This window comes from Paenibacillus sp. FSL R7-0272 (genome assembly GCF_037969905.1).
GTDB lineage: Bacteria > Bacillota > Bacilli > Paenibacillales > Paenibacillaceae > Paenibacillus > Paenibacillus polysaccharolyticus.
The window spans coordinates 3,642,901-3,655,757 of record NZ_CP150221.1; the positions used below are offsets into that span (position 1 = coordinate 3,642,901).

A 12,857-nucleotide genomic window follows, 5' to 3' on the forward strand; every position below is an offset into this window, starting at 1 on the left:
CAGGCTTCCTTTATCCTTTACCCAGGTGAGTGACAAATTTAACGCAGCAAACTTCTTTTAATCGTTAGTTTTAAACATCTCTTTTAAACCAACGACTCCTATATTGTTGCACAAAAAAATCCCTGCTCCTTCGCTTGGCGATTGGGGAGCAGGGAAAGATTCAAAGCTTATTTTTCAATTCACTTCCGCCGAAGTGGATTCAGATGACTATGATGACGACCATAGGCAAAATAAATGATTAATCCGACAATCAGCCAGCCAAAAAACGTAATCCATGTCAGAGCTGCAAGGCGAGTCATCAAATAGAAACAGCCGAGAGCACTCAGAATCGGAATCAATGGCACGAGCGGAACACGGAAACCCCGTTTGAGATCAGGGTTATTTTTACGCAATACGATAATCCCGATACTCACTACAGCAAAAGCAAACAACGTACCGATGTTCGTAAGTTCTGCCAGGTGGCCAAGAGAGATGAAGCCGGAGAACAGTGCAACAATGATACCTGCGAGCCAGCTACCCACTGCCGGTGTCTGACTTTTACCACTTACCTTGGAGAAAACGGGAGATAATAGACCATCACGTGACATGGAATACAGCAGACGGGTCTGACCATACATCATGACGAGCAATACCGTTGTAATTCCGGTAATGGCTCCGAGGGATACAATCCATGACAACCCGTTTAATTGAACGAATTCAAAAGCAAACGCAACCGGATCACTAACATTTAACATGTTGAATGGCACAATGCCCGTGAGAATCAGAGATACTACAATATATAGGACGGTACATACGGCAAGGGATGCAATAATACCTATTGGCAAATCCCGCTGCGGGCGTTTCACTTCTTCAGCTGCGGTTGATACAGCATCAAATCCGATATACGCAAAAAATACTGTAGCTGCACCCGCCGTTACACCGGAGAAGCCAAACGGCAAGAAAGGATGCCAGTTCGCTGGTTGAACATAAAACACACCCACACCGATGAAGATTAGCACCACGATAATTTTAATGCCTACCATGATTCCATTCGCTCTCGCCGCTTCTTTTACTCCTCGAGTCAACAGGAAAGTAATCATTAACGTAATCAGAGCCGCTGTAATGTCAAAATACGTACCTTTCTCCGGATTAAACGCACTGGTTAATGCATGAGGCAATTCCAATCCAAATCCGGATAATAAAGTCTGGAAGTACCCTGACCAACCGCTGGCTACCGCCGCACTCGCAAAGCCATATTCCAGAATGAGATCCCAACCTAGAATCCACGCAATCACTTCACCAAATGCAGTGTAGCTGTACGTATAAGCACTTCCCGATGCCGGGATGGTGGAAGCAAATTCAGAGTAACAAAGGGCAGCAAACGCACAGATGATACCAGCCAGTAAAAAGGATAATACCAGACCCGGGCCTGCATACTTGGCAGCTGCGACACCTGTCAGTACAAATATGCCTGTACCAATGATCGCTCCTACGCCAAGCGTTGTTAAGTCGAAGGCTCCAAGTGCTCTCTTTAACGCACCACTTTCATTCGATTGGCTGGCAATCGGCTTTTTACGGAATAACACACTGATTTTCTCATTTCTACTCATACGTATTTTCCTTTCATGGTGAATCTCGAATGTGTTGCCGCGTAACTACGACGAAATAACATTACTCATCTGTTCTATGAAAAACTCATTTGTTCTATCTTATCCATCACCTATAAAAACCTATTGAATTCTACACGTTATCGCGTTGAATGATTAAATTTATTTTTGAAGATGGCTTATTTTGACCTTTATGCACGAAAAATATCACGTTCTGTTACCCATGCTGAAGGATGAAAATGGATTTAAATAAAAACTGCGTATAATTTATATTATGCGCAGTTTTTTGAATGCTTTTTATAGATCAAAATTTAACTTTTATCGTTGTTAAATGAATTTATGAAAATGAACTGCTTTTTCGTCTTTTTTCGCTGTCATATCTTATCCTGATTCGGATTGTGTCCCTACTGTTCGTAATAAAAAAGCCGCTAGCAATTAGCGGCTTTTTTCAACACATTTTCATATAGACCATATCCAGGCCAGTGACCAATGATCATATCCGAAGGCTATTTCACTACGATACTTTTTATCCTAACCCAGATCTTCCCCGTTGGATTCAATCACTTTTTGATACCAGTAGAAACTGTTCTTTTTACTTCTTTTCAGTGTGCCTTTGCCCTCGTTATCTTTATCCACGTAAATGAAACCATAGCGCTTGGCCATTTCACCCGTGGAGGCACTCACAATATCGATGCAACCCCAGGCTGTATAACCGATCAGGTTAACGCCGTCACGGACAGCTTCTCTCATCTGTTCAATGTGAGCGCGCAAAAACTCAATCCGGTACGTATCGTTAATGGTGCCATCCTCTTCAACGACATCCACTGCTCCCAGGCCATTCTCTACAATCATCATCGGAATGCGATACCGATCATAGACATGGTTCAGCACGTACCGGAGTCCAACCGGATCAATCTGCCAGCCCCAGTCCGTCGCTTCTAGATACGGATTTTTGTATCCACCAAAAACGTTACCTTGGGTTTCATCCCCTTCTGGTCGCGTACCTACTACATGAGATTTGTAGTAGCTAAAGCTATAGAAATCTACACAACCTTGTTTAAGAACTTCTTGATCGTCTTCAGCCATTTGAATGTGGATATTTTTCTCTGCAAAATACCTCTTCGCAAAGTCAGGATATTCGCCTCTAACTTGCACGTCACTGCTCATCATATTGTTGATTTGATCCATTCTTAGCGCTTGCAACATATCTTCCGGTTTACATGTGCTTCCATACCCGTGGCTGTAATTGATCATACAGCCGAGTTTGAAGTCTGGATTGATCTCATGTGCAAGCTTGACCGCTTTGGCACTCGCCACGAATTGATGGTGCAGCGCTTGAAATCTCATCTGCGTGCTGTCTACGGATGTATTGTTAAATACGCCGCCTTTTTTATCAACCAGCAGAGCTCCTGCCAGGTATGCACCTGCCGGAACAATCAGGCTATTAATTTCGTTAAAAGTAATCCAATACTTCACCACGTCTTTGTAACGATTAAAGATGGCGTCGCAATACTTTACATAACAATCGATCATTTCTCTGGAAGCCCAAGCATTAAATTTCTCAGTTAGAGCAAACGGTGCTTCATAATGGGAAATTGTAACGATGGGTTCAATATTATACTTTTTCAATTCATTGAACACATTGTCGTAAAATTGAAGCCCTGCTTCATTCGGCGCTACATCGTCCCCGTTGGGGAAAATTCTGGACCATGCGATGGACATTCTGTAACAACGGAAACCCATCTCCGCAAACAGACGGATATCTTCCTTGTAATGATGGTAAAAATCTACCGCTTCATGAGAAGGATAATGTACCCCTTCTTCAGTCGTTATCGTTATCCGACGGGGAACCGTATGGGTTCCACCTGTCATCATATCGGCTGTACTCGCTTTTTTTCCGTCAAGGTTCCAGGCACCTTCGTATTGATTCGCCGCTGTTGCACCACCCCACATAAAAGATTCGGGGAAACCATTTTTGTTATTCATGAACCATTCCTCCTTAAATTACCTTTAAATAATCTTGATGAGATTCTCACCGATTGTAATTGATTCTTTATCCGTGTTGATCACATCTACAAAATCATGTGAATTCGTAACGATAATGGGTGTAGTCAGGTCAAAGCCTTTGGAAGCAATCGCATCTGTATCAAACTCAATGAGCAAATCTCCAGCTTTTACAGTATCGCCTTCTTTGACGTGAACCTTAAAATGCTCACCTTTCAACTTCACCGTGTTCATTCCGATGTGAATGAGAAGCTCCGCACCATCATTTGAACTAATACCGATGGCATGGGACGTAGGGAAAATCGCAGATACCACACCATCTGCTGGTGATGCCAGTTTTCCAACCGTAGGTTCAATAGCGACCCCTTTTCCCATAGCTCCCGTTGCAAAAGCTTCGTCCTTAATCGTGGATAACTCCAGAACTTTACCAGTCAATGGTGCAACGAGAATATGTTCAGAAACACCGGCAACAGCTACACGATCGTTTGTAGACGTTTTTTCTTGTGTTTCTTGAATCTTTCCATCCTCGGGTACATCTTCAAATCCCAAGATAAGAGTCATGATGAAAGTAACTACAAATGCAATCACACAACCAATTGCCGCATGAACCAAGTTCCATGGATGATCCGTGATAAATGCGGGTAGCGTAGCTATACCTGCAATACCTAGAGCGGATCGAGCTACACCGAACAATCCGACATAAACACCAGCTACCATGCCACCAACAATTACAGCAATCAGTGGTTTTTTCAACCGTAAATTTACACCAAACAAGGCAGGCTCGGTAATTCCGAGCAAAGCAGTGATGCTTGTAGAATATGCAACTTGTTTAAATGCTTTATTTTTAGTTCTCATAGCAACTGCAAGCGCAGCAGCACCTTGAGAAATATTGTGTACAAGCATACCTGGACCAACAATGCTATCCGTCTTCGTCTGTGCATACGCAGTGAGCACTACAGGCCCTAAACTATAATGCATACCTGTCATAATCAAGAACGGGAATGCCCCGCCGATAATACCAGATACTAACCATCCTGCATGTGTATTCACAAAAGAAACGCCTGACGCAAGGTAGTTACCCGCGATAGCACCGATTGGACCCAGTACAATCAGCGTTAATGGAGCCATGATAAGGATTACGATCAACGGTTTAAGAATAGATTTAATAACCGATGGAGAATACTTCTCCGCAAAGCGTTCAACATATGACAAGATCCAAACCGCTAAAATAATCGGAATAACCGACGAAGTGTACGTCGCTGGCGTGACAGGCAGTCCTAAAAACGAAACAGGCTCACCTGCAGACATCAACGCCCCTAAGGAAGGATGCAACAGAACACCAGCAATCGTTAATGCAAAGCCCACGTTAGCTTTAAGCTTAACAGCCGCACTCCAGGCAAGCAGCATCGGCAAGAAGTAATACGCCGCATCACCGATAAACGTCATAATCGTATTGAACTGCCCATCCAGATCAACGAGATCAAATGTTTTCAAAATAAGAAGAACGGCTTTAATCATCGCACAACCAATCATGGCTGGCAGGATCGGTGTAAAGATTCCGGAGATCGTGTCCAGAAGCGTAGTCAGTTTTCCTTTTTTCACAGTAGGGGCATCATTATTGGTTGCAAAGTTCCCCAGCTGCGTCAAAGCTTTATACACATTGTTTACCTCGTTACCGATAATGACCTGATACTGCCCACCACTGCTGGCAACACCTACAACCCCTTGGACATTTTTTAAAGCTTCATCATTCGCGACCTTCTCGTCTTTCAGATTAAATCGCAACCTTGTAGCACAGTGTGTTACACTATCTACGTTTTTTTCTCCACCAACCAGTTTTAAAATCTCGGCGGCTGTTCTTTCATGTTTCATGTACTGCTCCCCCTCAAACGTTTTTAGGTATAAAAAAAGACCTAGAATTCTATCGAATATAGATAAGCTCTATACACGATGGAACTCTAGGTCTTGCCTGCCTCACCAGTAACAATCCTAGTATACTCATTATAGTGGCCGATGAATTATTCCTTCTCTTCATCAATGACCCTTTTGATATGAACCGTTAAATATACCAATTCGTCTTCTGTTAATTCTTTTCCATAATCGACCCGAATCAGCTGTGCAATTCGGAGACTGCATTGATATTCATTCGCATACTTTTCCTTAATGATATGGAGAAAATCACTGTCACCACTTTTCACAACCGTATGATTAAACAAGCGGTAGGCGAAAAATTTCAAATGAGTTACAAGTCTGGAATAATGAAGCGAGCTTTCATTGAAATGAATATTAAACTGATATCGAATTATATTCAAGACTTTATGAATCAACTGTGTAATCTTCATGGTTTCTTCCATTTCAGATCCCAATTCTGCATTGACAATATGAAGCGCAATGAACCCAGCCTCATCTTCAGGCAGTGTAATGTTGAATTCCTCATTAATCATATCCCGGGCTTTCATAGCCACGCGAAATTCATTGGAGTAAAACGCTTTAATCTCAGACAACAACGCATTATTGAAATTCATACCCTGCTTGTAACGTGCCACTGCAAAATTAATATGGTCCGTTAACGTTAGGTATATATTTTCATTCAATTCCTTGTTTAAAGACTGCTTGGCGTACTGAATAATGCTATCGGATACACGAATATATTCCATCGGGATTTGTGCCAGCAGGGCATATAATTTACCTGTTACATTTTTGGATTTCAGAAAAAATTCTTTTTCGATTTTGACTGTGTCCACATCGTCTCCCTTTTTCTTCTGAAAACCGATGCCACTGCCTAAAAGCATCATCTCCTGGCGCCGTTCATTCACTGCACAGACGACATTATTGTTAATAATTCGTGTGATCTTCATCGGAATCTCCTTTTAAAATGAAACGTTAACAGAATTTAGCAACAAAAAAAAGACCATTAATTATGCACACATGAAAGAATACAGTTCTGCATGTTTGCATTATCAATCGGTCTTGCCTGCTGATCAGTAACAATCCTGATTATATTCATTATTAACTTATATCGCTATCTTAGTGGAAAGCGTTCTATTTGTCAACATACCTTACTCCAACCCTAATTTCATCTGAAAACAACTTATGAAAAACGGATTAGAGAAGAAAGACAAGAAAAGAGCCGTATTCTGGATGAACGGCCCTTTGACTTTAATTATTTTATGACAGCTCTATTATGAAAAAACAACCCGATCTGCATCGGACATCCGATATTGCGTCAACAGATATTCCGTACTCTGCATGGCTTTGCGCCGAACTTCATCCAGATTGACATGCAACAGCTTGCCCTCTCGCTTCACAGGTTTCCCAGCAACAAAGACCGTATCCACATTGGATGGATTGGCAAATTGCACAACAGCACCAATCGGATCGTGCACGGGGAACAAGTTCAGGTCCGTCGTGCGAATCATGATCACATCTGCTTCTTTTCCCGGCGTAAGCGAGCCTGTTTTTTGCTCCAGTCCTAAGGCCCGCGAACCCGCGGAGGTCGCAAATCGCAACACCTGGCTTGCCTTCAAACTGAGTTCACCCGGCATTTCACCTTGTTGCAAAAGGTACTCATTCGTTCTTGAACGCTCAGCTTGCAACGCAAATTTCATCTGTGAAAACATATCTCCGCCCGTCGAAGTCACGACATCTACACCAAGCGTTGGCGTACCTCCATGCTCAAGAAAGTATCCTGTAGCCGGATAACCATGTCCCATCATCATCTCAACTTCAGGTGTGACAGACAAAGAAGCTCCGCTGTCTGCGAGCATTTTGAATTCATCCATGCCCATCGTATTGCCATGGACAACATTGATTCGTGGACCAAGCAGTCCTGCCTCATACATTCGGCTGATCGAACGATCCGCTGATCCCCAGCTGCCGAAACCGACATGCATCGAACAAATGGCGTCCAGTTCTTCCGCAAGCTGAATATCCTGCACCGTTGTATCCCAGTGGCTAAACTCTGGTCCACGAATAGCAAGTCCATAGGTGAGTAGTTGATCGTTCGAAGAGAAATATTGCTCCTTAACACCTCTCACATTCTCTGGATACGACAGCTTACTCTCACGATTCCAATATATCGTTTCCCCTGGCACACCATGGGCAAAAACAGCACGAATTCCTGCATCCTGTAATCCTCGAATCAGTTCATCTGTGTGCTCAGCCGAGTATGGCATACTCCAATCCAGTACCGTGGTGACGCCTGCATTAAGCGCTTCCAGCGATCCCAGCAGATTGGCGATATAGCTGTCCTGTGGGCGAAGCTTGCTTCCCATAGCGCCATAGTACAAATTTTGCAGATACACGGGCAGCGACCAGTTTGTTCCGGCTGTTTTGACAAGCGATTCCCACATATGCCGGTGTGTATCCACCAGTCCAGGCATAATAATCATGTCTGAAGCATCGATGACCTCAATATCTGCATCGGACACCTCAATATTTGGTTGAATGGCCGTAATCAAAGAATCCTGAATAAGTACGTCTGCCCGTTTATACTGACCAATACGAGCATCCATCGATAATACGCAACCGTTCTTCAAAAGATAACCTTTCCTCATAAGACATCTCTCCAATCGTAATGGTTTGTAAAATGATCTGATCCGCATTGCTTGTTCTTACATATACTTTATGACTATATTTTCGCTAGTATATATACATTATATATCACACCTTAATATTTATCAAATTATGGAAGAGCTAACTGAGACCTATATGGTGATTCACGGATTGGAAAAGGTAGAACTTCGTTGGTAAACTTGATAATTATGTTTTAGTCTTTTCCTCATTAGAGTGCATTTTTCGTTTCGCTCGAAAACGTCTCACCTTCATTAGATTACCGCACATCTTATCATCGCAATATTTCTGTGTTCTGCTCCGGGTATCATCATAGAAGATCCAGCGGCAGTCCGGATTGTCACAGGAGCGAATTCTCTTCCCTTCGCCCTCAACGAGTGTCACGGCAAAATCAGCAGCAACCTCTGCCATCACCTGAGCCCAATGTCTATGAATAGGAACAAGCGCAACACCCAGTTGTTGATCTTGTGTAATTATTTGTCTAATGACTTCGCCAGCCATCATAAAATCATTCAACCAGGCCTCATCCTTCTCAGTAAAGAGCTTTCCGTTAGACAAACGAATAGCCAGTGCCTGCAAATCATCTCTAAAACTTCTCATTGCGGATTCCTCTTCATTCGACGCCGGTACTGGCGCTTCTAATTGCCAACGATTCAAAAAATCTTGTTGCCAGCTTACGTTCCCCAGTCTGTCTTCTGATCGCTCCCCACCACGCCAATCATGATAATCGCTGTTTACAAAATCAGTCCATAATCTATCCATGAGAGCCTCCGATTAATGTAACTATCTAAATTATAAAAAGATGGTTACACTCTTTGAAATTGTGTTATATTAATTGTAACCATTTCAACCCATATTAGCTAGTTACCATCATGAAGATGCAAGGGCGAGATGAATCTGACAAGAGAGGAATGAAATTAAAAAATGAAAACAGTCACCACAGCATTAGATGTATTGGTTATTCAGAATGAAGATACCTGGGATCAATGTAACTGGATCGTCCCATTGTCAAAAGCGCTTGAGGGACTGAACGCCGAACAGGCTGCCTGGGTTCCTCCTTCAGGTGGACTGAGCATATGGCAACTAGCCAATCATATGTTTTATTACAATCAACGGATTTTAGAACGTCTTCAGGAAAAAGAACCGTCTGTACCCGCTGCAGATTCCAACGTAGCTACGTTTGGTATTTCGGGTGATCCTTTGAACGAAGCTGGCTGGAGCAAGCTGATGGAACAAACCACTAAACTGGCTGAGCAGTTGCGCGATACCCTTGCTACATTACAGGACTCGAAGCTTGAGGAAGCTTATATGGATTCCGACGACAACTGGGCTCAGACGCTTGCCCGCTGGGTTTTACACGATGCCTATCATGCAGGTCAGATTGTGCAGTTGCGGAGGCAACAGGGATGCTGGAGTATTGTTTTCTAAAAAAACACTTGAACTGATAGCGTTTACAGGAATAAGATGAACTTCATAAGGTTACAACTTGTTCAATACACTAATTAATTGAATAGGATCTTCGGGGTAGGGTGCAATTCCCAACCGGCGGTGATGTTCTTATAGAACCAGCCCGCGACTCGCTGTTTAAGGTTCCGACCTGGCAGCGACTGACTTGGTGCGATTCCAAGGCCGACGGTACAGTCCGGATGAGAGAAGATCAACACAACGGCAAGCCGTATTTGGGAAGTCTTTTTCCCTGACGCCTTGTCTTTGAATGGTCCCCCGTTTATTTGGCGTACGCCAAGGACGGGGGATTTTGTCGATTTTGCCAACTGAAGATTCCGTGTTCTGACGAAGGAGTCCTGAATATGGAAAACACATCAACAGCATCAACGATTTATCGCAAGGAACGAAGCAACACCGGATTTTGGCTAGTTGTGCTAGGCGCAGCCCTCTGGGGTGTAGACCCCTTATTCCGCATCCTTTTGCTAAAAACGATGACTTCTACACAGATTGTTCTAATCGAACACATCATCGTCAGCCTTGTCGCGATACCGGTATTATGGAAGTTCCGGGATGATCTGAAGAAACTGCGTGCACGTCACTGGATCGCTGTTATCTTCATTTCCTGGGGCGGATCAGCGCTGGCAACGGTATTATTCACTTTGGCGCTTACTCATAACGATCCCAATACGGTATTGTTGTTGCAAAAAATGCAACCACTTTTCGCAATTGTACTTGCGAAATTGTTATTAAAAGAAACATTGCCGCGTCACTTCGGCGGATTGTTCATCATTGCGCTGGCAGGAACATATCTGCTTACGTTTGGCTTCTCACTTCCGCTCGGCAACTGGAATAACTGGATTCATGCAGGTAGCCTGCTGTCTCTTGGTGCCGCAGCTTTGTGGGGTGGATCTACCGTTATGGGCCGGTTAATGCTTGGTCAAGCTCGTTATGAGACGGTCACCTCCCTTCGCTTCGTCGTTGCGCTTCCACTCCTGATCTTCATGACCTGGAATGAAGGTGCACCTTGGACACTCCCGGCTGGAACAGGGGCACAGGCTGCTGTCATTCTGAATATTTTGGGGCAGGCACTTTTACCAGGCTTGCTAAGTCTACTCTTGTATTACAAAGGGTTGTCTTCCACCAAAGCTTCTGTTGCAACCCTCGCAGAACTCAGTTTCCCGATGGCTGGCGTGCTTGTAAACTGGATTGCATTCCGTACGCTGATAACCTGGGAGCAATTGCTTGGCTTTATCCTGATCTGGATCGCACTATTCCTGATCTCCAAACAGCAGGAACGCTCTACACCGATCGCCGAGGCCGCACCCAAACTTCGCACGGAGTAATACATTTTCATCTGGTTCAAATAATATAAGCACTGTTTCACCTTAATGAGGTGAACAGTGCTTTTCTTCTGCCGTATTTCTTCTATTATGATGGATTGATGTTTTGTTTTTTGTCTGCCTAGGTGGTACGATGGCTTATGGAACTTGGAACAAGATATCCAACAGGAACTATTCTTAGAGAGGAACGATTACTAATGTCTTCATTCTCATATACCTCCTATGACGCTATAGGGCTCGCCGAACTGATTCGCTCCCGGGAAGTATCCCCGGTTGAACTGCTTGAAGCTGCCTATGCACGTCTGGAAGAAGTCAATCCACATCTCAATGCAGTCATTCGTACATATGAAACACGTGCTCGGCAGGAAGCCAGCATGGTTAGGCCTGGAGAACAGCCATTTGCAGGTGTGCCGTTGCTCCTCAAAGATATTTCTCAATCTTTGGAAGGTGAACTTCTTACCTCTGGCTCACGTCTGTTCAGCGAACATCGTGCTCTTCGCAACTCCAATTTCGTAACTCGTTTGCTCGAAGCAGGTTTTATTGTGATCGGACATACGAATACACCAGAATTCGGGTTGAAAAATATAACCGAGCCACGTCTACACGGGCCAACGCGCAATCCGTGGAATGTGAATCATTCCCCAGGCGGCTCAAGCGGCGGTGCCGCTGCCGCTGTAGCATCAGGCATCGTGCCGCTTGCCGGCGCAAGTGATGGCGGTGGTTCCATTCGAATTCCCGCTTCTTTCAGCGGTTTGTTTGGGCTGAAACCAACCCGCGGACGCACTCCCGTTGGTCCAGGTGTGGGAAGACAATGGCAAGGAGCCTCGATAGATTTTGCAGTATCTCGCTCCGTCAGAGACAGTGCTGCACTGCTGGATACGCTCCAGATTATCCAACCGGAAGCCGCATTCCATGCACCTTTATTCCCGGGAAGTTACCTGACTGATATGAACTATCCGCATCAACGCAAATGGCGAATCGCTTATACAACGGACTCACCTGTCGGCACACCTGTCAGTGAAGATGCCAAAGAGGCTGTGATGAAATTAGTCCATTTCTTGGAATCTCAAGGGCATCATGTTGAAGAAAAGTTAAGTCCAGTCAATGGTGTACGCCTGATGGAAAACTATTATATGATGAACAGCGGCGAGATGGCCGCCATGATTTCATCCATGGAACATGGCATGGGTCGTTCTCTTACTGCAGATGATATGGAGATTGAGTCCTGGGTACTGGCTGAAGCGGGCAAAAAAGTATCTGCTGCTGAATTTGTTCATAGCTTGGCCGAATGGGACGTGGCGGCTGCGCAGATGTCTACGCTGTTTGAACGGTATGATTTTTACATCACACCTGTTAACGCTTTTCCCGCACCCCGGATTGGCGAACTGACGCCACATGCGGAGCAGATTCAACATCTGATGTCCGTCAGTGATCTGGATAAAACGGCGCAACAAGAGCTAATCTATGAGATGTTCAAGCCGAGCCTTACGTACACCCCGTTTACACAACTTGCGAATCTGACAGGTCAGCCAGCCATTAGTCTTCCTCTGCATTTGACTGCGGAAGGCCTGCCAATGGGTGTTCAGGTTATGGCAACCAAAGGCCGTGAAGATTGGTTATTGCATCTGGCTGGTCAACTCGAATCAACCGAGTTGTGGGTTGGCATGGAGGCGAAACCCATGTTCCCAACCTCGACAAAAGCTTAGAGTATTTATAAAAGTGGAAAGAAGCCAGCAGAACATAACCTGTATGGCTTTTTTTCAGTGGAACAGGAATCGCATCAGAGCAAAGAACCTGATGCGATTTGAATGATTCTTTAATTTAGTCCATGTGACTATCTTGGATGATAATTACAGTTGTTCATGTGACCATCTTTCTGAAAATAAACTTCAGTTAACATAATAATAAT

The 12,857-nt window shown here is 44.2% G+C and carries 9 protein-coding genes and 1 riboswitch; of the genes, 3 read left to right on the forward strand and 6 right to left on the reverse strand.

Annotated features, from left to right (window positions below):
* Positions 1-179: 179 nt before the first annotated feature.
* From MKY23_RS16055 to MKY23_RS16080, 6 genes are all read right to left on the reverse strand, one after another.
* Positions 180-1,589 carry an amino acid permease gene (locus tag MKY23_RS16055; RefSeq protein ID WP_339830787.1) on the reverse strand — a complete coding sequence of 470 codons (1,410 nt, stop codon included), beginning with the start codon at positions 1,587-1,589 and terminating at the stop codon, positions 180-182.
* Between the two features lie 528 nt (positions 1,590-2,117).
* Complete coding sequence (locus tag MKY23_RS16060; protein ID WP_154983495.1) at positions 2,118-3,572, reverse strand: family 1 glycosylhydrolase; 1,455 nt, start codon at positions 3,570-3,572, stop codon at positions 2,118-2,120.
* Positions 3,573-3,596: 24 nt separating this feature from the next.
* Positions 3,597-5,462, reverse strand: coding sequence for a beta-glucoside-specific PTS transporter subunit IIABC (locus MKY23_RS16065; RefSeq protein WP_221789432.1), 1,866 nt, complete (start codon positions 5,460-5,462; stop codon positions 3,597-3,599).
* Positions 5,463-5,608: 146 nt separating this feature from the next.
* Positions 5,609-6,448, reverse strand: coding sequence for a PRD domain-containing protein (locus MKY23_RS16070; RefSeq protein ID WP_090916598.1), 840 nt, complete (start codon positions 6,446-6,448; stop codon positions 5,609-5,611).
* A 324-nt stretch (positions 6,449-6,772) separates the two neighbouring features.
* Positions 6,773-8,146: an amidohydrolase family protein gene (locus tag MKY23_RS16075; RefSeq protein ID WP_221789430.1), complete on the reverse strand. Its 1,374-nt coding sequence runs from the start codon at positions 8,144-8,146 to the stop codon at positions 6,773-6,775.
* A gap of 205 nt (positions 8,147-8,351) precedes the next feature.
* The gene (locus MKY23_RS16080) at positions 8,352-8,924 is read right to left on the reverse strand and encodes a CGNR zinc finger domain-containing protein (RefSeq protein WP_221789428.1); all 573 of its coding nucleotides are present in this window, start codon (positions 8,922-8,924) and stop codon (positions 8,352-8,354) included.
* A gap of 162 nt (positions 8,925-9,086) precedes the next feature.
* On the opposite strand from MKY23_RS16080, the gene MKY23_RS16085 reads away from it, so the two are divergent.
* The 3 genes from MKY23_RS16085 to MKY23_RS16095 all read left to right on the forward strand — a co-directional run bounded on the left by MKY23_RS16085 (position 9,087) and on the right by MKY23_RS16095 (position 12,654).
* The gene (locus tag MKY23_RS16085; protein ID WP_154983503.1) at positions 9,087-9,590 is read left to right on the forward strand and encodes a DinB family protein; all 504 of its coding nucleotides are present in this window, start codon (positions 9,087-9,089) and stop codon (positions 9,588-9,590) included.
* Between the two features lie 83 nt (positions 9,591-9,673).
* A riboswitch (FMN riboswitch) is annotated at positions 9,674-9,824 on the forward strand.
* Between the two features lie 146 nt (positions 9,825-9,970).
* Complete coding sequence (locus MKY23_RS16090; protein WP_090916606.1) at positions 9,971-10,951, forward strand: DMT family transporter; 981 nt, start codon at positions 9,971-9,973, stop codon at positions 10,949-10,951.
* Between the two features lie 194 nt (positions 10,952-11,145).
* A complete protein-coding gene (locus MKY23_RS16095) occupies positions 11,146-12,654 on the forward strand; it encodes an amidase (RefSeq protein WP_154983756.1) in 1,509 nt (502 codons plus the stop codon).
* Positions 12,655-12,857: the final 203 nt, after the last annotated feature.